21 protein-coding genes are annotated in these 20391 nt (G+C 63.0%); 13 read left to right on the top strand and 8 right to left on the bottom strand.

What is annotated here, in order from left to right:
• The first annotated feature begins 11 nt into the window (after positions 1-11).
• The 4 genes from AC07VU_RS11320 (at position 12) to AC07VU_RS11305 (ending at position 6665) form a co-directional block, all read left to right on the top strand.
• Entirely contained in the window at positions 12-965 is a 954-nt protein-coding gene (locus AC07VU_RS11320; RefSeq protein ID WP_277589189.1) for a cytochrome-c peroxidase, read from the top strand.
• Positions 962-2773: a DAHL domain-containing sensor histidine kinase gene (locus tag AC07VU_RS11315; RefSeq protein ID WP_277589190.1), complete on the top strand. Its 1812-nt coding sequence runs from the start codon at positions 962-964 to the stop codon at positions 2771-2773. The genes AC07VU_RS11320 and AC07VU_RS11315 overlap by 4 nt, the downstream gene beginning before the upstream one ends.
• Positions 2770-4176 carry an ATP-binding protein gene (locus AC07VU_RS11310; RefSeq protein ID WP_495029865.1) on the top strand — a complete coding sequence of 469 codons (1407 nt, stop codon included), beginning with the start codon at positions 2770-2772 and terminating at the stop codon, positions 4174-4176. The genes AC07VU_RS11315 and AC07VU_RS11310 overlap by 4 nt, the downstream gene beginning before the upstream one ends.
• Positions 4177-4481: 305 nt before the next feature.
• Positions 4482-6665 carry a TonB-dependent siderophore receptor gene (locus AC07VU_RS11305; RefSeq protein ID WP_495029864.1) on the top strand — a complete coding sequence of 728 codons (2184 nt, stop codon included), beginning with the start codon at positions 4482-4484 and terminating at the stop codon, positions 6663-6665.
• Positions 6666-6677: 12 nt separating this feature from the next.
• On the opposite strand, the gene AC07VU_RS11300 is transcribed toward AC07VU_RS11305, so the two are convergent.
• From AC07VU_RS11300 to AC07VU_RS11290, 3 genes are all read right to left on the bottom strand, one after another.
• The gene (locus AC07VU_RS11300; protein WP_150052180.1) at positions 6678-7076 is read right to left on the bottom strand and encodes a hypothetical protein; all 399 of its coding nucleotides are present in this window, start codon (positions 7074-7076) and stop codon (positions 6678-6680) included.
• Positions 7077-7331: 255 nt separating this feature from the next.
• Complete coding sequence (gene mqo, locus AC07VU_RS11295) at positions 7332-8978, bottom strand: malate dehydrogenase (quinone) (RefSeq protein WP_053261826.1); 1647 nt, start codon at positions 8976-8978, stop codon at positions 7332-7334.
• A gap of 700 nt (positions 8979-9678) precedes the next feature.
• Positions 9679-10014, bottom strand: coding sequence for a hypothetical protein (locus AC07VU_RS11290; protein WP_007929247.1), 336 nt, complete (start codon positions 10012-10014; stop codon positions 9679-9681).
• A gap of 395 nt (positions 10015-10409) precedes the next feature.
• Here AC07VU_RS11290 and AC07VU_RS11285 point away from each other — a divergent pair, with 395 nt between their 5' ends.
• Complete coding sequence (locus AC07VU_RS11285; RefSeq protein ID WP_007929246.1) at positions 10410-10643, top strand: DUF6555 family protein; 234 nt, start codon at positions 10410-10412, stop codon at positions 10641-10643.
• A gap of 78 nt (positions 10644-10721) precedes the next feature.
• On the opposite strand, the gene AC07VU_RS11280 is transcribed toward AC07VU_RS11285, so the two are convergent.
• Positions 10722-10970 carry a DUF1652 domain-containing protein gene (locus tag AC07VU_RS11280; RefSeq protein ID WP_053261828.1) on the bottom strand — a complete coding sequence of 83 codons (249 nt, stop codon included), beginning with the start codon at positions 10968-10970 and terminating at the stop codon, positions 10722-10724.
• 281 nt (positions 10971-11251) lie between these two features.
• Here AC07VU_RS11280 and AC07VU_RS11275 point away from each other — a divergent pair, with 281 nt between their 5' ends.
• From AC07VU_RS11275 to AC07VU_RS11240, 8 genes are all read left to right on the top strand, one after another.
• Positions 11252-11584 carry a DUF6388 family protein gene (locus AC07VU_RS11275; protein WP_274303966.1) on the top strand — a complete coding sequence of 111 codons (333 nt, stop codon included), beginning with the start codon at positions 11252-11254 and terminating at the stop codon, positions 11582-11584.
• A 51-nt stretch (positions 11585-11635) separates the two neighbouring features.
• Complete coding sequence (locus tag AC07VU_RS11270) at positions 11636-12340, top strand: YoaK family protein (RefSeq protein ID WP_495029863.1); 705 nt, start codon at positions 11636-11638, stop codon at positions 12338-12340.
• 64 nt (positions 12341-12404) lie between these two features.
• A complete protein-coding gene (tusD, locus tag AC07VU_RS11265; RefSeq protein WP_274303969.1) occupies positions 12405-12797 on the top strand; it encodes a sulfurtransferase complex subunit TusD in 393 nt (130 codons plus the stop codon).
• A gap of 3 nt (positions 12798-12800) precedes the next feature.
• Complete coding sequence (tusC, locus tag AC07VU_RS11260; RefSeq protein ID WP_495029862.1) at positions 12801-13163, top strand: sulfurtransferase complex subunit TusC; 363 nt, start codon at positions 12801-12803, stop codon at positions 13161-13163.
• Positions 13163-13462: a sulfurtransferase complex subunit TusB gene (gene tusB / locus AC07VU_RS11255; protein WP_277589193.1), complete on the top strand. Its 300-nt coding sequence runs from the start codon at positions 13163-13165 to the stop codon at positions 13460-13462. The genes tusC and tusB overlap by 1 nt, the downstream gene beginning before the upstream one ends.
• Positions 13459-13794 (top strand): TusE/DsrC/DsvC family sulfur relay protein, encoded by a 336-nt coding sequence (locus AC07VU_RS11250; RefSeq protein WP_007929238.1) that lies wholly within the window; start codon positions 13459-13461, stop codon positions 13792-13794. Before tusB ends, AC07VU_RS11250 begins: the two co-directional genes overlap by 4 nt.
• Positions 13791-14792: a glycosyl transferase family protein gene (locus tag AC07VU_RS11245; protein ID WP_274303976.1), complete on the top strand. Its 1002-nt coding sequence runs from the start codon at positions 13791-13793 to the stop codon at positions 14790-14792. Before AC07VU_RS11250 ends, AC07VU_RS11245 begins: the two co-directional genes overlap by 4 nt.
• 88 nt (positions 14793-14880) lie before the next feature.
• A complete protein-coding gene (locus AC07VU_RS11240) occupies positions 14881-15888 on the top strand; it encodes a glutathione S-transferase family protein (protein WP_274303978.1) in 1008 nt (335 codons plus the stop codon).
• A gap of 99 nt (positions 15889-15987) precedes the next feature.
• Here the strand turns inward: AC07VU_RS11240 and cysG are convergent, their stop codons facing one another.
• From cysG to AC07VU_RS11220, 4 genes are read right to left on the bottom strand one after another with little or no spacing between them, the layout of a single operon-like run.
• The gene (gene cysG, locus AC07VU_RS11235) at positions 15988-17382 is read right to left on the bottom strand and encodes a siroheme synthase CysG (RefSeq protein WP_274303979.1); all 1395 of its coding nucleotides are present in this window, start codon (positions 17380-17382) and stop codon (positions 15988-15990) included.
• Positions 17383-18663: a serine--tRNA ligase gene (gene serS / locus AC07VU_RS11230; RefSeq protein ID WP_053279896.1), complete on the bottom strand. Its 1281-nt coding sequence runs from the start codon at positions 18661-18663 to the stop codon at positions 17383-17385.
• A 16-nt stretch (positions 18664-18679) separates the two neighbouring features.
• Positions 18680-19054, bottom strand: coding sequence for a fluoride efflux transporter CrcB (gene crcB / locus AC07VU_RS11225; RefSeq protein ID WP_007929222.1), 375 nt, complete (start codon positions 19052-19054; stop codon positions 18680-18682).
• Positions 19051-20376 (bottom strand): replication-associated recombination protein A, encoded by a 1326-nt coding sequence (locus AC07VU_RS11220; protein ID WP_457274344.1) that lies wholly within the window; start codon positions 20374-20376, stop codon positions 19051-19053. Before AC07VU_RS11220 ends, crcB begins: the two co-directional genes overlap by 4 nt.
• Positions 20377-20391: the final 15 nt, after the last annotated feature.

Here is a 20391-nt window from a genome sequence, read left to right as displayed (position 1 = left end):
GGATACCGACCATGTCGTCACTTGCATTACTCCTTTCGGCCAACCTGCTGCTCGCTCCAGGCGCCGAGGCCGCGCCATTGGAAGGACCGCTCAAACCCCTCCCCGCAGCACCGGCGCTGGACAGCAAGCGGGTCGAACTGGGACGACGCTTGTTCAACGACCCGCGCCTGTCGGTGAACAACAGCCTGTCGTGCGCCAGTTGTCATCGCCTTGATCGGGGCGGTGCCGATACCGTTCCGCACTCCCTGGGTTTCGATGGCAAGCCCGTGGCGGTCAATACCCCGAGCGTGTTCAACGCCAGCCTGAACTTCCACCAGTTCTGGGACGGTCGGGCCGAAACCCTGGAAGACCAGGTGCACATCGTGGTGCAGAGCCCCAGCGAAATGGGCAGCGACTGGAAAGTCGTGACGCAGCGCATCGCCGACGACCCTGCCTATCGCACCGCCTTCGCCGATGCCTACCCCGGTGGTGTGACCCAGGCCAATATCCAGGGCGCCCTGGCCGATTACGAACGCACCCTGCTCAGCGCCAAATCGCGCTTCGACCGATACCTGGCGGGCAACACCGAGATCCTCGACATCGAGGAAAAGTACGGCTACCAGCGCTTCCAGGAATACGGCTGCATCGCCTGTCACCAGGGGGTGAATATCGGCGGCAACATGTTCCAGAAGTTCGGCGTGCTCGGCGACTACTTCGCAGCCCGGGGCAACCCTACCGAGGCCGATCTGGGGCGCTTCAACGTCACGGGCGAAGAAGACGACCGCAATGTGTTCAAGGTGCCGAGCCTGCGTAACGTCGCGGTCACGGCGCCGTACTTCCACGACGGTTCGCAAGCCACCCTCGAAGGCGCCGTGGCAGTGATGTTCAAGTACCAGCTGGGACGTACGCCGTCCGAGGAAGACAAACGCCTGATCGTCAAATTCCTCAAGACCCTGACCGGCGAATGGGAAGGCAAACCTTTATGAAAGTATCCCGTCGCGTAAGCATCCTGTTGCTCGCCGCCCTGGCGGTATTGATGGCTTCGATCCTGCTGTTTCTCTACCTCAAGTCCAGGTCCGACCAGACCGTGACCTACACCGAATCGCGCGACCTGATCCGTCAGATCAAGCAGCAGGACTCGCTGTGGGAAAACGAAATACTCAAGGCCAGGGTGGCCATCACCCACAACTACGATCCGCTGGTTTCGCCGCTGGGGGAAATGACACGCCTGTGGCAGAAATTCGACTCGATGGAGGCGCAGAACCAGCGCAACGATTCGCCGCTGTGGCGCAATGCCCATGACGGCTACCTGAACGCGATAAAGGAAAAGACCCGGTTGGTGGAACAGTTCAAGTCGCACAACTCCGTGCTGCGCAACTCCCTGGCCTTCCTGCCGACCGCCGAGGACGATATCCAGCAGGAGCTGGCCCAACTGCACGACGCGGACAAACTGCAGCTGCAGAACATCGCCACCGATACCTACGACCTGTTGCTCAGCAGCCTGGAATTCGCCCAGGTCACCTCCGACGACAGGGCCGCGGACATCCTGGTGGGCCTGAACAAGCTGGCGGTCAACAAGGAGCGCTTGCCCACGGAGTTCCATGAGCTGATCGATACCCTCAGCAACCACGTCGGGCTGATCCTGCGCGAGCAACCCAAGGTCAACCGCCTGCTCGAGGAAATCGAAGTGGTGCCGGTCGACGAGCGCCTGGACGACATCACCGTCCTGCTCAACCGCGACCAGCAACAGGCCGAGGCCGTCGACCAGCGATACCATTTCTACCTGCTGCTGTTTTCCGCGCTGCTGGTGCTGCTGTTGATCTGGCTGGGCATTCGCCTGATCCGCAGTTTTGCCGAGATCAACCAGATGAACCGCGCCCTGGTGGCCGCCAACGACGAACTCGAACAACGGGTCGAAGAGCGCACGCGCCAGCTCAAGGACACCCAGAGCGAACTGCTCGACACCGCCCGCCAGGCGGGCATGGCGGAAATCGCCACCAATGTCCTGCACAACGTCGGCAACGTGCTCAACAGCGTGAACATCTCCGCCGACCTGGTCAGCCGCAAGCTGCGCAACAGCAAGGCCCAGGGGCTGGGCAAGGCGATGCAGTTGATCAACCAACACAAGCAGGACCTGGGCAGCTATCTCACCGAGGACGAAAAGGGCAAATTGCTGCCCGGCTACCTGAACCAGCTGGTCGAGGCCATCGACCTGGAACAGCAAGGCATGACCGAGGAGCTGAGCCAACTGAGCAAAAGCGTCGATCACATCAAGGACATCGTCGCGACCCAGCAATCCTATGCGGGCGCCAGCAGCCTGCTGGAACCGCTGTCGGTCAGCGAACTGCTCGAAGATGCGCTGCGCATGAACTCCGGCGCCCTCACCCGCCATCATGTGACCGTGCGCAAGGAGTACGCCGACGTACCACTGATCATGGGCGACAAGCATCGCCTGCTGCTGATCCTGATCAACCTGATCAGCAACGCCAAGTACGCCATGTCCGACCTGTCCAACCAGACGCGCAACATGACCCTGGCGGCAGCGGTGGTCGACGGCGAGACCTTGCAGATCAGCGTGCGCGACGAAGGCGAAGGCATCGCTCCGGAAAACATGACCCGCATCTTTGCCCACGGCTTCACCACCCGCAAGGAAGGCCATGGGTTCGGCCTGCACAGTTGCGCCCTGGCGGCCATCGAGATGAATGGCCACCTGACCGCCCACAGCGACGGCCCGGGCAAAGGCGCGCTGTTCGTCCTGCAGATCCCCCTGATCACCGCCGAGGTTGAGGCATGAACAACCCGATAAACCGGCGCATCCTGCTGATTGACGACACCCCGGCGATCCACGACGACTTCCGCAAGATCCTCACGCCCAAGACCGGCGACAGCGCCGACCTCGATGCGATGGAAAGCGCGCTGTTCGGCAGCGTGCCAAAAACCGCCGCCACGGTGTTCGAACTGGATTCGGCCTATGGTGGCCAGGAAGGCCTGGGCAAACTGCTGGAAGCGGCGGGCAAGGGCCAACCCTATGCCCTGGCCTTCGTCGACATGCGCATGCCCGATGGCTGGGACGGCGCGCAAACCATCGAAGAGTTGTGGAAGCACGACCCACTGCTGCAAGTGGTGGTGTGCACCGCCTACTCCGACTATTCCTGGGACGAGTTGCTCGATCGCCTGAACGGCCACGACCGGCTGCTGATCCTGAAAAAGCCCTTCGACAATATCGAAGTCCAGCAGATGGCCAATACCCTCACCACCAAATGGGAAATGACCATGCGCGCGCAGCTGCAGATGAGCGAGCTGGAAGAACGGGTGGAGCAACGTACCCTGGCGTTCAAGCAGGCCAGCGCCGCGCTGCGACGGGAAATCGACGAGCGCAAGTTGCTGGAAAGCCAACTGGTGCAATCGGAAAAGCTCGCCTCCCTGGGCCAGTTGGCCGCCGGGGTAGCCCATGAAATCAACAACCCGGTCGGCTTCATTTCCTCCAACCTCGGCGCCCTGGACAGCTACTTCAAGCGCCTGCAGGAGATGCTCGAGGCTTACGGCAATGCCGAAACCGGGATCGGCGCCAGCGAGCTGCGCGATCGGCTGAAACAATTGCGCACGGATATCGAGCTGGACTTCCTCCTCGAGGACATTCCGCTGCTGATCAAGGAGTCCAAGGACGGCATCGGTCGGGTCAGCCAGATCGTCAAGGACCTCAAGGACTTTTCCCGGGTCGATTCGACCCAGGAATGGCAATGGGCGAACCTGCAACAGGGCATCGACTCGACCCTGAACATCGTCGCCGCCGAGATCAAGTACAAGGCCGACGTGATCAAGGAGTACGCCGAGCTGCCGGAGGTCGAGTGCCTGCCTTCGCAGATCAACCAGGTGGTGATGAACCTGATCGTCAACGCCGCCCAGGCCATGGGCAACGAACGGGGCACCATCACCCTGCGCAACGGCGTCGAGGGCGAGAACGTGTGGATCGAAGTGGCCGACAATGGCTCGGGCATCCCGCCGGACAGCCTGCAGAAAATCTTCGACCCGTTTTTCACCACCAAACCCGTGGGCCAGGGCACGGGGCTGGGGCTGTCGCTGTCCTACGGCATCGTCAAGAAACACCGCGGCGACATCTCGGTGCGCAGCGAGGTCGGTGTCGGCACCACCTTCCGCGTCGAGCTTCCCGTGCATCAGAGCAGAAAGGCCGGCTGAACGCCCCCGCACTCCGGCCACAGGCTCGACACCACTGCTGCTTCTGTAGGAGCCAGGCTTGCCGGCGATCCAAGCGACGCGGCACGCCGGGGCATGCCGCAGGCCCGATCTCTTGTATGATGGCGCGCCTCAAGAATGGGTCGCCGATTTCGTCTTGCCAATGACCACCGGAGTACATCCGGCCTGACGCCTTCAGGGCACACACGCTTCCCCCGTCTTAAACAGCACGACGCTTTCCCGAGCGCGCCTGGCCCTTTGTGCCTGGTATTCGCCGGGGCCGGGATCGCCATCGTCGAGGAGTTTTCATGGATATGCTTTACCGGGCCTCCCGCCAGGGGCTGCCCGCCCCGCGGTTCGCGCGCAATCTGCTGAGCCTGCTGCTGGCCGGTGCCGCGCCCGTGGCCCAGGCCGCCGAGACCGAACTGCCGGCACTGACCGTGACCGGCGAAGACCGCTCCGGTTATCAAGCCAGCAGCGCCGCGGTTGGCGGTTTCGAGGCGGCTCCCCTGCTCGATGCCCCCGCCTCGATCGCGGTGATCAATGAAGACTTGATCAAGGACCAGCAGGCTCGCCTGCTCAGCGAGGTGCTGAAGAACGACGCCTCGGTCGGCGAAAGTTATGCGCCGGTCGGCTACTACGAGAATTTCACGGTGCGCGGCTTCTCCCTGAATGCCGCCAACAGCTATCGGATCAACGGCCGCAGCATCACCGGCGAGCAGAACGTCGGCCTGGAAAACAAGCAGCAGGTGGAATTGCTCAAGGGGCTGAACGGCCTGCAGAGCGGCGTCAGCGAGCCCGGCGGGCTGATCAACTACGTGACCAAGCGCCCCACCGACGTGCGCTCGGTCACAGTCTCTACCGACGATCGCGGCAGCGGCTATGTGGCCACCGATGTCGGTGGCTGGTTCGGCAGCGAGCAGCAGTTCGGGCTGCGCGCCAACCTGGCCCACGAGGACATCCACTCCTATGTCGAACACACCAATGGCCAGCGCGACTTCGCCTCCCTGGCCTTCGACTGGAACATCAGCCCCGACGCCCTGCTGCAACTGGACATCGAGTACCAGACCAAGGAACAGCGCTCGGCCCCGGGTTATCAATTGCTCGGCGGCTCCAGCCTGCCGCACCACGCCTCGCCGAAAAAGCTCCTGGCGCACCAGAGCGGTTCGAAGCCGGTCGGCACCGACGCGCTGAACCTCAACGGCAACTTCGAGTACCGCTTCAACGACCAGTGGAAAGGCAACCTCAGCGCCTCACGCAGCCGGGTGGTGATCGATGACTACAGCTCGTTCGCCTGGGGCTGCTACGGTGCCGCCAGCTGCGCCGGCGCCGCGGTGCCCAACCACTTCAGCCCCGAGGGCGACTACGACATTTACGATTTCCGCAGCCCGGACGATACCCGGCGCAACGACGAGGTTCAGGCCGTCCTCAGCGGCAACTTCGACACCGGCCGCCTGGGCCACGAACTCAGCGTCGGCACCAGCGCGTTCCGTCGCGTGGTGGACAAACGCGACCCGATCAACCAGATGATCGGTAGCGCCAACATCGACGGCGAGCCAGCGGATTTCGCCCGTTACGACGGACCGCTCAACGACTCCTACCGCCGCCTGGACAGCCGCCAGTACGGTCTGTTCTTCAACGACCGCATCAGTTTCAACGAACACTGGCAGACCGTGCTCGGCGGGCGCGAGGTACGCCTGGACGAGGAAACCTTCGACAGCCAGGGCGACACCACCCGCCACACCCAGCGTTATGTGTTCCTGCCCCAGGCCGCGCTGATCTACAAGCCGGTGCAGAACCTGGCGCTGTACACCCGCTACAGCAAGGGCCTGTCCCTGGGTGGGGAAGCGCCGTGGTTCGCCAGCAATGCCTTCGAGATCCTCGCGCCCACCGTGTCGCGGCAGATCGAGGCCGGCATCAAATACGACTGGCAGCGCATCAGCCTGGCCGCGGCGCTGTTCCAGATCCGCCAGGCCTACCAGTATTCCCGGCCGAATGGCGACGGCACCTTCACCTTCACCCAGCAGGGCGAACAGAAGAACACCGGGCTGGAACTCTCGGCCAATGGCTGGGCCACGCAACGCCTGCAGGTCTCGGCCAGCGTCGCGGCGATCCACGCGCGGGTCACCGGCAGCGACACCCCGGCGTACGAAGGTCACCAGGCGCTCAACGTGCCGACCCTGCGCGCCAGCCTCTACGGCGACTACGCCCTGCCCTGGTTCGACGGCCTGGCGCTGCTCGGCGGCGTGCAGTACAGCGGTCGCAAGTACGCCAACCGCGAGGGTGAGGTGCAGACCGGCAGCTACGCCGTGTTCAACATCGGCAGCCGCTACAGCACCCGCATCGACGGTTACGACACCGTGTTCCGGCTGACCGTGGACAACCTGTTCGACAAACGCTACTGGCGTGACGCCGGTGAATACATGGGCGATGGCTACCTGTTCCAGGGCGCGCCCCTGACCGCGCGGTTGAGCGCCTCGATCAACTTCTGATCGGGGCCAGCCCTACTGGAAGGCATCGACCAGGACGTCGAAGATCATCCGGTTCGAGGTCCTGACCAGCAGCAGATCGGAGCCCGCGCGCCACCATTGGTAGCCGTCGTAACGCGGCAGCTGCTGGACCAGCCTGGGGTTCAAGCGTCGCGATTGCTGCCTGGGCAACGTCCTGCCCCGGCGAAGGTTCTGCCTGGCATCGGCCGGCAGCGCTGCGGCCGGGTTCCAGTCCCGCTTCGAAGCCTGCAACAGTGCTCTCACCTGATAGTCATTGACCACGGGAAGGCGTTCCCAATTCGCATGATCGTTGGAGTACCGGGCATTTGCCTGCGTGCCGGACTCCGCGCCGGCATCCAGCGGGATCGACAGCAGAATCGAGACGATCGAGATTAACGAGCCAGCTCTGAACATCGCCTTCTCCAGGCATCATTGCGTCGAGCTTATGGAAAGGGATTTCCCGGCAATAGTTCCCGGGCAGGCGTGACCTGGATGTTTCGGTTAGAAATGCGCCATGGGCGCAAGGCAGGGTTGCAGGACGCGAGGGCAAAGGCTCTTGAATGCGCCGCACAAACAAAAAACGCCGCTCCTGGGAGCGGCGTTTTTTTAGCCTGGAGCGGATGTCCGCCCCAGGTTCCGGTTCACCCGACAGGTCGGGCGCGGCCGGTATTACAGGGCCATGTCAGCCGACGGGTTGCTCACTGGCGCCTTTGGCTTTTCAGCCGCAGGTTGCGCAGGTGCAGCCATCTGGCCGATGGCCGGTGGCGGAGTCAATTGCAGCACTTCGCTGGTGTAGGCCCACTCTTGAGCGACACGCTCAGGACTGCCGTTGAGCTGGGTACCGTAGCTCGGCACGATCTGGTGCAGCTTCGCCTGCCAGGCCGGAGTCGCGACCTTGTCCTTGAAGACCTTCTCCAGCACGCTGAGCATGATCGGCGCGGCGGTCGAAGCACCTGGCGAAGCCCCCAGCAGGCCGGCAATGCTGCCGTCCTTGGCGCTGACGATCTCGGTGCCCAGTTTCAGCACGCCACCCAGCTGCTCGTCGCGCTTGATGATCTGCACGCGCTGGCCGGCCTGCCACAGACGCCAGTCTTCAGCCTTGGCGTTAGGGAAGTACTCTTTCAGGGCATTCAAGCGATCTTCATCCGACAGCATCAGTTGGCCGGCGAGGTACTCGACCAGCGGGTACTCCTTGATGCCGACCTTGGTCATGGGCCAGATGTTGTGAGTGGTGGTAGTGGTCAGCAGGTCGAGGTACGAACCTTCCTTGAGGAACTTGGTGGAGAAGGTCGCGAACGGGCCAAACAGGATCACGCGCTTGCCGTCCAGCACGCGGGTGTCCAGGTGCGGAACCGACATCGGTGGAGCGCCGACCGACGCCTTGCCGTAGGCCTTCGCCAGGTGCTGCTCGGCGATCGCCGGGTTCTCGGTCACCAGGAACGAGCCGCCCACAGGGAAACCGGCATATTCCTGGGCTTCAGGAATGCCCGACTTCTGCAGCAGGTGCAGGGCACCGCCGCCGGCGCCGATGAACACGAACTTGGCGTCGGTCTGGGTTTCGGTACCGTCTTTCAGGTTCTTGTACACCACGCGCCAGGAGCCATCTTCGTTACGCTTGATGTCTTCCACTTCGCTCGACAGCTTGAGCGAGAAGTTCGGCTGGGCTTTCAGGTGGCCGACGAACTGGCGGGTGATCTCGCCGAAGTTCACGTCGGTGCCGAGCGGCGACCAGGTGGCGGCGATCTTCTGCTTCGGATCGCGCCCTTGCATCATCAGCGGGACCCACTGCTTGATCTGCTCCGGGTCTTCGGAATACTGCATGCCGGCGAACAGCGGGCTCGCCTGAAGCGCTTCGTAGCGTTTCTTCAGGAACTTGATGTTGTCATCGCCCCACACAAAGCTCATGTGCGGAGTGGAGTTGATGAACGAACGCGGGTCCTTCAGGACATTGTTCTTGACTTGCCACGACCAGAACTGGCGGGAAATCTGGAACGCTTCGTTGATCTCGATGGCCTTGGCGATCTCGACCTTGCCGTCCTTGTTTTCCGGGGTGTAGTTCAGCTCCGCCAGGGCAGAGTGACCGGTACCGGCGTTGTTCCAGCCGTTCGAGCTTTCTTCGGCAACGCCGTCGAGACGCTCGACCATTTCCATCGACCAGCCCGGCTCCAGCTCATTGAGCCAGACACCCAGGGTCGAACTCATGATGCCGCCACCGATGAGCAGCACATCCACTTTCTTGGTCTCGGCGGCGTACGCGGAGCTGAGCCCCATCGTCATCGCCAAGCCCAGCAGGGCCGTGTTCACTTTTTTCAACATACAGTAGTTCCTACGATAGAACGCCATCCGCCCCCCCATTCTCGATCATCAGTCGCCCCGGCACCGCCATGGGTTCCCGCACTCAGAAGAACTGAAGGGTGGGCACACAAGGCCGACATGACACTATCGACCTCAGTTTATATGTCGCTCCTGCGCTGACTTCTTATTCGCTATTGGCTTCAGCTACTTGAGTGACACTATTTTGTTGGGACGCCTTCGGACAGCGTCGATCGACGGTCCGAAACGCCCGCTAAAACCACATTCCCATAGAGAGACTAGTCGGGTGTAACCAAAGGAGTGAGTCAACAACACCCGGTACTACGATCGGCCTGCTGCCAACGCCCTCGATCACCGCCTGACAGCGGCAAGGCCACGGGTATCGCATACAGGGATCGCCCCCAACCCTGGCAGCCCTCCTGCTGAAAACGGACATAATGGCCATCATGGGTGGTGGCTAACGCGCCATTGTCTACTGGACGGATAAAGCCGTCAAAAAAACTGTCAGATTTGTCCTGTTTTTATGCAGAAAAGGACCTTGATGATTCAAGAGTTCGCCTGAAGACGAACAAGGTGAGGCCCGGACAAGACCCGGCACAAAAAAAGCCCTGATTAGTCAGGGCTTTTTTGTGGGCAGGAACGCGCGATTCAACAGCAATGGGCTGCCACTTTGACAAGCCCTTCACAGAAGGCATGAAGCGGCCTACAGGCAATCATGCACGGCCTTTTTCAGCACCGCGGACTTGGCCCAGGGTGTTCCCTGGTAGAGCGAGACCAGGCTGCCGTTCTTCGATTTCACCACTTCCACGATCTCATCCGATGCCAGGCTGCCAGGAGCGGTGATCCGATAGCCGTTGGAGATATCGGACTGGGTGCTCCTGGGCGTCTCGCGCTGCCAGGCCGGCAGAACACACTGCGCGTAATCTTTCGGCGTTTTGCCAGTCAGCTCACTGACATTCGGCTTGCCCGGTGCCAAAGCCGTGGGTAACGAACACCCGGCCAACAGTCCCATCAGCGACGCGCCTAGCCAAACTCGCATATGTCTTCCTCATCCCTAAAAAATCGAGAAATGTATCACTTGCCCGGGCTTATCGTTAGAAACACTTGCTTCTTTCGTCGAACGGTATTCCCGCCCCGCGATCATCACCTGATACCGGTCAAAAAAACGTTAACCCCATCACGTTCCGGACAGGCAAATAGCAGTTTGTCCACAAAGGCCTCGATTGACGGAAAACGCCCGCTGCCTGGCGCAACATGACACCCATTGAGGGTGGTTTCAGCCAGGGGCGTTTGGGGTACAGGAGAATGCCGCGAGGCATTTGAGGATGCGAACGGCGACTGTCCATGCAGTTCGGATGAGTGGTGCAAGTCAATGCGTCCTTTTGGGAATAATCTTGAATCGCCACCACCTAACACAGCCCAAAGGACGCGGCGATGAACAGCATCAAGACTTTCGAAATTCGCTACTGTTTCGCAGGTTCGCAAAGAACCTTCACTTACCAGGGCGCGCGATTGAGCGACAGCGACACCTGGTATCTGGCCTTTCTGCATTCCGGGTGCCTGATTACCCACGACACCCCCTGCGGCGGGACCTACCGCACCATGCAGATATTCGCCGAGCGCAGCGGCGTCACGCTGGCGAACTGGAGAGAGTTGTCTGAAAACTAGCCCTCCCCGCACAACTCAGACGTCCGACACTGGCGCAAGGAAGCGCTCAACCTGCCCGATGATCCACTTGCACCACGACTAGAAACCGCCGGCAAATGCCCGACGCCCCGCCCTGATTTCAGTCCGCAACTCACCGACGAAATTGGCCGCCGCGCGAACACTGGTGAGATGCTCGGTCGATACCCCGGTAATGAACAGATCGATCCGTCCGCTTTGCGGCTCGAAAACCTTGATTGCCAGGGAGCCGTCGGGATTGACGGTGCAAGTGCAGGAAAGCGGCAGGAAACCGGACTCCAGGATCTGGCGAAGCTCGTCCATCGAGAGCATGAGAAATTCCTCCTTGGCGGCGCCATTTGGAGAGAGTGCCCGTTGAGAATAGGTCACAAGAACGGGGCTCATACCCAGGCATTCACTGGAAGTGTTACCCAGCACGCATTTTTACCTGGCCAATCCGCTCAGTGGCATGGTGCGAGCACGGCCCTGACCTTCCGTCGCGGCAATTCCACCCGGGAGCATTTTGACGCTGGACCGGCCAGGCGTTATGGTCGCTGGGCTTTCGCACCTCCCAAATCCGAAACGCCTTCCTTCAACCCCATCCAGGATCGCCGATGGCCGCCCCCGAACACCCGCATGAAGTGGCCCTGCAAAAGTTTCTCGCAGCGCGCCCGGAGCTTCGTGAAGCACTCGATCACCTCAATCCCTTGGCTGCCCAGGCCAGGGGCGAAACCCAGGAGCAATACCGCGCGGAGCAACTGCACGAAGCCTTCGAGGCCGAGGCGGAACGCCAGGGTCTGTTTGCCTGGGAACTGAGCCTGCAGTTGACCGTGCAGAGCGCGGAGGAATTTGCCGCGCGGCGGCTCGAAGTGCACCGGGAAGTGGCGGAAATGGCCAGCATGCCCTGGAGCGAGTATTGCGAGCTACACGGCCTGCCACGCGATTGAGCGCCGCTCGGGCCTTCGATAAAGGATCATTGTCACCATGAGTCAACGCTGATGCTGCCCTCTTCCACCAGCCTTCGCAGTAACCCGGAGCTGCTGCGGCGCCAGAAATGGCGCGGCCGCATAGGCCTGTGCCTGGTCGCCAGCCTGTCGGTGCTGGCCGGCATGACCGACGCCATCGGCTTCATGGCCACCGGGGACTTCGTCTCCTTCATGAGCGGCAACACCACGCGCCTGGCCGTCGCCATCAGCGATGCCGACCTGGCCCTGACCCTGCATCTGGTGCTGCTGGTCGTCACCTTCATCGCCGGCAACGCCCTGGGCATCGTCGTCAGCCGCTTGGGTGGCCGCCGGGCCTTGCCGCTGCTGTTGTGCATTGCCACGCTGCTGTGCGCGGCAGCCGCCTGGCCGTTTGAACAACGGCTACCGGCGGTGCTGGCGGCGATCATCGCCATGGGCATGCTCAATGCTGCCGTCGAGGAAGTGAACGGGCTGCCCATGGGCCTGACCTATGTCACCGGCGCCCTGTCGCGCTTTGGCCGCGGCCTGGGCCGCTGGATGCTCGGCGAGCGGCGCAATGGCTGGCGCATCCAGCTGGTGCCCTGGAGCGGCATGTTCGCCGGCGCCGTGCTGGGCGCCGTTCTGGAGCAGCATCTGGGCCTCGCGGCCCTGTTCGTCAGCGGCCTGCTGTCGGCGCTGCTGGGGCTGTTGTCGCTGAAGATCCCCCATCGCTGGCAGCTGGGCTATATGCCGCGCTAAAGCCACTTCGCTGGGCCCGGCATAAAGCTTTATCATGGCCCCAGGTTTGCAGACAGAGTTCTACATGAAGTTCGCCATTGCCCTTTTTTCCGCCGCTCACGCGCCCTCCTCGCGCCGCGCCCTGGCATTCGCCCAGGCAGCGCTGGCTGGCGGCCACGAGATCGTGCGGCTGTTTTTCTATCAGGATGGCGTGCACAGCGCATCGGACAACATCGTCACCCCGCAGGACGAACCGGACCTGCCCGCGCAATGGCGAACCTTCGTCAACGAGCACCAGCTCGATGGCGTGGTGTGCATTGCCGCCGCCCTGCGCCGCGGGGTGTTGAACCAGGAGGAAGCCGCGCGCTACCAGCGCCCGGCCGTCAATCTAAGCGCGCCCTGGGAGCTTTCCGGGCTCGGCCAGTTGCACGACGCCGTACAGGCGGCCGACCGCCTGATCTGTTTCGGAGGGCCATGAAACATGGCGCAATCCCTGTTGATCATCAGCCGCCAGGCACCCTGGTCCGGCCCCGGCGCCCGCGAAGCCCTGGATATCGTGCTGGCGGGCGGCGCCTTCGACTTGCCGATCGGCCTGCTGTTTCTTGACGATGGTGTGTTTCAGCTGGCCCTCGGGCAAAAAGCCGCTGCCGTGCAGCAAAAGGACCTCAGCGCCAATCTGCAGGCCCTGCCGCTGTTTGGTGTGGAGCAGCTGTTCGCCTGCGGCGCCAGCGTGGCGGAACGCGGCCTGGACCCGGCCGCGCTGAACCTGGACGAGGTGCAGGTCCTGGCCCCGGCCGAACTCGGCGCACTTATTGACCGTTTTGACCAGGTGATCACCCTCTGATGTCGACCTTGCACGTGCTGTCCCACTCGCCCTTCACCGACTCCCGGCTGACCAGTTGCCTGCGCCTGCTCGGCCCGCAGGATGCCATCCTCCTGTGCGGCGATGCGGTGTACGCCCTGCAGCCCGGCAGCGCGCCGCTGGCGGCCCTGCAGGCACGCGGCGAGACGCTGGCGCTCTACGTTTTGGCGGAAGACCACCAGGCCCGAGGCCTGGTGGTTCCGGCCTGGGCCACGAGTGTCGATTACCCGGCGTTCGTCGCGCTGTCGATCCAGTACGACAAGGTCAACAGCTGGTTATGAACGCACTGACTGTCGGCGAACGCGCCATCGCCCTGGACAAGGACGGCTACCTGGTGGAACTGGGCGACTGGTCCAGCGAAGTGGCCGCGGCCCTGGCCGCGGCGGAACAGATCGAACTGACCCCCGAGCACTGGGAGATCCTCGAGCTGCTGCGCGGCTTCTACCAGGAGTTCCAGCTGTCGCCCGCGACCCGCCCACTGATCAAATACACCGCCTTGAAGCTGGGCCCGGACAAGGGCAACAGCCTGCACCTGAACCGACTGTTCAAAGGCACTCCCGCCAAACTTGCCGCCAAGCTGGCGGGCCTGCCCAAGCCGACCAATTGCTTATGACCGATTACACCCCGCTGACCACCGAAACGCCCGCCGAGCATCCTTTCGCGCAGTTCGTGCGCATTCTCGGCAAAGGCAAACGCGGCGCCCGCAGCCTCACCCGCGAAGAAGCCCGGGAAGCCATGGGTATGCTGCTCGACGACAAGGTCGAGGACACCCAGCTCGGCGCCTTCCTGATGCTGTTGCGGCACAAGGAAGAAAGCCCCGAGGAGCTGGCGGGCTTTACCGAAGCCCTGCGCCAGCGCCTGCAGGCGCCGCCGATCAAGGTCGATCTGGACTGGCCCAGCTACGCCGGCAAAAAGCGCCACCTGCCCTGGTTCTTGCTGGCCGCCAAGTGCCTGGCACAAAACGGCGTGCGTATCCTGCTGCACGGCGGCGGCGCCCATACCGCCGGCCGGCTGTACACCGAGCAATTGCTGGAGCAGTTGCACATCCCGCTGTGCCGCGACTGGCAGGCGGTCGATGCCGCGCTGGCCCAGGGCAACCTGGCCTTCATCCCCCTGGGCGACTGGGCGCCACAGCTGCAACGCATGATCGACCTGCGCAATACCCTGGGCCTGCGCTCGCCGATCCACTCCCTGGCGCGCATCCTCAACCCGTTGGGCGCGCGCTGCGGCCTGCAAAGCATCTTCCACCCCGGCTATCAGGGCGTGCATCGCGATGCCAGCGGCCTGCTGGGGGACAACGTCATTGTGATCAAGGGCGACGGCGGCGAAATCGAGATCAACCCGGACAGCGCCAGCCACTTGTACGGCACCACCGGCGGTATCAGTTGGGATGAGGAATGGCCGGCCCAGTCCGAGCAGCGCCATGTCAAACCGGCGGCCCTCGACCCCGAGCACCTGAAAGCCGTCTGGCGCGGCGATGTGCAGGACAGCTACCCGCAACTGGCGCTGATCGCCACCATGGCCCTGGCCCTGCGCGGGCTCGGCATACCCCGGGAACAGGCTTTCAAGCAGGCTCAGCACTACTGGGACGTGCGAGAAAGATCGATTTAACCGATCATAACTGCCGGACTTTTGCGTAATTCGTTCGAACCCCTCGGATTAGACTGCACTCCAATGCACACTGACCGAGGAGTTTTTTATGGGCCTGCTGATTGAAGGGCGCTGGCACGACCAGTGGTACGAAAGCAGCAAAGACGGCGCCTTCCAGCGCGAACAGGCGCAACGCCGCAACTGGGTGACCGTTGACGGCAAACCAGGCCCTAGCGGCGAAGGCGGTTTTCGCGCGGATGCCGGCCGTTATCATCTGTACGTATCCCTGGCCTGCCCCTGGGCTCACCGCACGCTGATCCTGCGCAAGCTCAAGGGTTTGGAAAGCCTGGTCGATGTGTCGGTGGTCAGCTGGCTGATGCTGGAACAGGGCTGGACTTTCGACCGGGCCCTGGGCTCCAGCGGCGACCAGCTGGATCATCTGGATTTCCTGCACCAACGCTACACCGCCGATACCCACGACTACACCGGCCGCGTCACCGTGCCCGTGCTCTGGGACAAGCAGCAGAAACGCATCGTCAGCAACGAATCGGCGGAAATCATCCGCATGTTCAACAGCGCCTTCGATGACCTGAGCGGCAACGGCCTGGACTTCTATCCGGAGCCGCTACGCCGCGAAATCGACGAACTGAACGCGCGCATCTATCCGGCGGTGAACAATGGTGTGTATCGCGCCGGCTTCGCCACTTCGCAACAAGCCTACGAAGCAGCCTTCGACGATCTGTTCGCCGAACTCGACTGGCTGGAACGGCGCCTGGGCGGCCAACGCTACCTGGCCGGCGAATACCTGACGGAAGCGGACATCCGCCTGTTCACCACGCTGATTCGCTTCGACGCGGTGTATTACGGTCACTTCAAGTGCAACCTGCGGCGGATTGCCGACTATCCGAACCTGTCGAACTGGCTGCGCGAGCTGTACCAATGGCCGGGGATCGGCGAAACCGTGGACTTTGCCCATATCAAGGGGCACTACTACGCCAGCCATCGCACCATCAACCCGACCGGCATCGTGCCGAAAGGGCCGGCGCAGGACTTCGATGCGGCGCATGATCGCGAGCGTTTGAGCGGGCGTGGGGTTTGGCAAGGCAACAAGAAATAACTCAGGAGAGCGATCGTTCTTGAGATCGCTATCGCGGGCAAGCCTCGCTCCTACAGAAGAGATTTTCTGTGTTGGAGTGAGATTGCCCGCGATGCTTTTTCAGACCTGCGACTGCGCGCCTTCGAACCAGGCGAGCTTCTCGCGAAGCTGCACCACTTCGCCGACGATCACCAGGGTCGGCGCATGCACTTCATGCTCCGCCACCAGCTTCGGCAGATCCGCCAGGGTGCCGGTGAACACTCGCTGGTTGGCGGTCGTGCCCTGCTGGATCAAGGCGGCCGGCGTATCCGCCGAACGGCCATGCCGGATCAACTGCTCGCAGATCACCGGCAAACCCACCAGGCCCATGTAGAACACCAGGGTCTGCGCAGGCGCGACCAGGTCGGCCCAGGGCAGATCGGTGGTGCCATCCTTCAGGTGTCCGGTGACGAAACGCACGGACTGCGCATAGTCACGGTGGGTCAAAGGAATGCCGGCATAGGCCGCGCAACCGCTGGCCGCGGTAATCCCCGGCACCACCTGGAACGGAATGCCATGGGCCGCCAGCTCTTCGATCTCTTCGCCGCCACGGCCGAAGATGAACGGATCGCCACCCTTCAGACGCAGCACGCGCTTGCCCTGTTTGGCCAGGTCCACCAATTGCTGGTTGATCTGTTCCTGGGGCAAGGCGTGATCAGCGCGGCGCTTGCCGACATACACCCGCTCGGCATCGCGCCGGCACAGCTCGAGAATCGCCGGAGCTACGAGGCGGTCGTAGAGCACCACATCGGCTTGCTGCATCAGGCGCAAGGCGCGGAAGGTCAGCAGATCCGGATCGCCCGGCCCTGCCCCCACCAGATACACCTCGCCCGGCGCATGGGGCGCCTCACCGGCGATCTTGGCCTGCAGCAAGCGCTCGGCCTCCTCGCCCTGCCCGGCCAGCTGCCGGTCGGCGATCGGTCCCTGGAACACGTCTTCCCAAAAGGCACGACGCTGCTGCACGTCCGGAAACAGGCCTTTGACCTGATTACGAAAACGCGCGGCCAGGCCGGCCAGCTGACCGTAGGTCGAGGGAATCCAGGTTTCCAGCTTGGCCCGGATCAGACGCGCCAGCACCGGCGCATCGCCGCCGCTGGAGACGGCGATCACCAGCGGCGAACGGTCGACGATCGCCGGGAAGATCACGCTGCACAGGGCCGGCGCATCCACCACATTGACCGGCACGCAGCGCCGATGAGCATCGGCGGAGACCTGGGCATTGAGCGGTTCGTCGTCGGTGGCGGCGATGATCAGCACGCAGCCGTCCAGGTCCGCCTCGACATAACCGCGCGACAGGCATTCGCCGCCGCTGGCCGTGACCAGCTCGCGCAACTGGGGTTCCACTTCAGGTGCAACTACCCGCAGCAGCGCACCGGCGTCGGCCAGCAGGCGGGATTTGCGCAAGGCAATCTCCCCGCCGCCGACCACCAACACACGACTGCCGCGCAGGTTATGAAACAGCGGCAGAAATTCCATTTAGCCGATGACCTCGAGGCCGCCCATGTAAGGCTTGAGCACCTCAGGCACACGGATCGAACCGTCGGCCTGCTGGTAGTTCTCCAGCACCGCCACCAGGGTACGACCGACCGCCAGGCCGGAACCGTTCAGGGTATGCACTAGTTCCGGCTTGCCGGTTTCCGGATTGCGGAAGCGCGCCTGCATGCGACGGGCCTGGAAGTCGCCGCAGTTGGAGCACGACGAAATCTCGCGGTACTTGTCCTGGCTCGGGATCCACACTTCCAGATCGTAAGTCTTGACCGCGCTGAAGCCCATGTCGCCGGTGCACAGCGCCAGGGTGCGGTAAGGCAGTTCCAGCAGTTGCAGGACTTTCTCGGCGTTGGCGGTCAGGCCTTCCAGGGCTTCCATGGAAGTCGATGGCTCGACGATCTGGACCATCTCGACCTTGTCGAACTGGTGCTGGCGGATCATGCCGCGGGTGTCGCGACCCGACGAACCGGCTTCGCTGCGGAAGCACGGGGTGTGGGCGACGAACTTGATCGGCAGTTGCTTCGAATCGAGGATCTCGCCGGCCACGATATTGGTCAGCGACACTTCGGCGGTCGGGATCAGGTACAGATCGGCTTCGTTTTCACGGCTGATCTTGAACAGGTCTTCTTCGAACTTCGGCAACTGGCCGGTGCCCACCAATGCCGGTGCCTGCACCAGGTAAGGGGTGTAGGCCTCTTCGTAACCGTGTTCGCTGGTGTGCAGGTTGATCATGAACTGCGCCAGGGCGCGGTGCAGACGGGCGATCGGCCCGCGCAGCAGGGCAAAACGCGCGCCCGACAGCTTGGCCGCGGTCTCGAAGTCCAGCCAGCCGTGTTTTTCGCCCAGGGCGACGTGGTCCAGGATCGGGAAGTCGAACGCCGTCGGCGTGCCCCAGCGGCGCACTTCGACGTTGCCCTCTTCGTCGTCGCCAACCGGCACCGATTCGTGGGGCAGGTTCGGGATGCCCTGCAGGATCGAGTCCAGCTCGGTTTGAATGGCGTCCAGCTCAACCTTGCCGACCGCCAACTCGCCCGCCATGCGCTCGACGTCGGCCATCAGCGGCGCGATGTCTTCGCCGCGCTGCTTGGCCTGACCGATGGACTTGGAGCGCGCGTTACGTTCGGCCTGCAGTTGTTCGGTGCGGGTCTGGACGGTCTTGCGCTGTTCTTCCAGCGCTTCGATGCGTGCTACATCCAGGGCAAAGCCACGGGATGCCAGGCGGTCCGCTACGTCCTGAAGGTTGCTACGTAACAGTTTGGAATCGAGCATGTCGGTCTCTCGTTTATCAAAGTTTGGTCAGGGACAGGCCGGCCCAGGTCGCGAGCAGCCCGCCGAATACGCTGATGGCCGCATAGCCCAGGGCCAGCGGTATCTGTCCGCTTTCCAGCAGACGTACCGTATCCAGTGAAAAGGATGAAAAAGTCGTCAGGCCGCCAAGGAAGCCCACCATCAACCCGGCGCGCACCTCGATGGGCACCTCCGGGCGTATCAGAAACAGGCCGTACAGCACGCCGATCAGCAGGCAGCCCACGATATTAACGGCCAGCGTCGCGGTATAGAAGTGCCGCGGCCAATTGGCGCTGATCCAGTTACCGGTGGCAAAGCGCAACAGGGTTCCGGCAATACCACCCACCGAGACAGCAAGGATCAACGGGATCACGGTTTTCTCCGCTGCTTGGGGCTGGCCCGGTCAAGCTCCGCCAGGTGCTTGAGCTTCTCGCCGATCTTCAGCTCCAGGCCACGGGGCACGGGTTGATAGAAGGGTTGCGGCTCCAGCACCTCGGGAAAGTAGTCTTCGCCGGCCGCGTAGGCATCCGGCTCATCATGGGCATAACGATATTCGTCGCCGTAGCCCAGTTGCTTCATCAGCTTGGTTGGCGCATTGCGCAGGTGCAGAGGCACTTCCAGCGACCCATGTTCGGCGGCGCTGCGCATGGCGGCCTTGAAGCCCATGTACACGGCGTTGCTTTTCGGCGCGCAGGCCAGGTAGGTGATGGCCTGGGCCACCGCCAGCTCGCCTTCGGGGCTGCCCAGGCGCTCCTGCACGTCCCAGGCCGCCAGGCACAGGCTCAATGCCCGTGGATCGGCGTTGCCGATGTCTTCGCTGGCCATGCGCACCACGCGCCGCGCCAGGTACAGCGGGTCGCAACCACCGTCGAGCATCCGCGCGAACCAGTACAGGGCGCCGTCCGGGTTGGAACCACGGACCGACTTGTGCAGCGCCGATATCTGGTCGTAGAAGGCTTCGCCACCCTTGTCGAAACGCCGGCGGGTATCGCCCAGCAGACTTTGCAGCAGCTCGACGCCGATTTGCGTGCCGTCTTCGGCGAGATCGGAGGCGTTCTCCAGCAGGTTGAGCAGGCGCCGGCCATCGCCGTCCGCCGCCGCCAGGAGCATCTGGAAGCCTTCGTCGCTGAGGCTCAGCTGGCGCTTGCCCAGCCCGCGTTCCTCAGTCAAGGCCCGCTGTACCAGCTTGTGCAGAGCCGCCTCGTCGAGGCTCTTGAGCACATACACCCGGGCCCGGGACAACAGTGCGTTGTTCAGCTCGAAGGACGGGTTCTCGGTGGTCGCACCGATGAAAATCAGGGTGCCATCTTCGACATAGGGCAGGAAGGCATCCTGCTGGGATTTGTTGAAACGGTGCACTTCGTCGACGAACAGGATGGTCCGGCGCCCGTACTGGGCCGCCTGCTGCTTGGCGATCTCCACCGCCTGGCGGATCTCCTTGACCCCGGCCAGCACCGCCGAGACCGTTTCGAAGTGCGCATCCGAGACTTTCGCCAGGAGCCGCGCCAGGGTGGTCTTACCCACGCCCGGCGGCCCCCAGAAGATCATCGAGTGCAAGGCCCCCTGTTCCAGCGCTTCGCGCAGAGGCTTGCCGCGGGCGAGCACATGCTCCTGACCGACGTACTCGTCCAGGTTGGCCGGGCGCAGGCGCGCGGCCAGGGGTTGGGCGATCGGGTCACTGCGAAACAGATCCATGGCGGACGATTGAAA

Source organism: Pseudomonas sp. GW821-FHT02B10, assembly GCF_059421865.1.
Note: the sequence above shows the minus strand (reverse complement) of the source record. Positions and strands in the feature narration are given on the sequence as shown.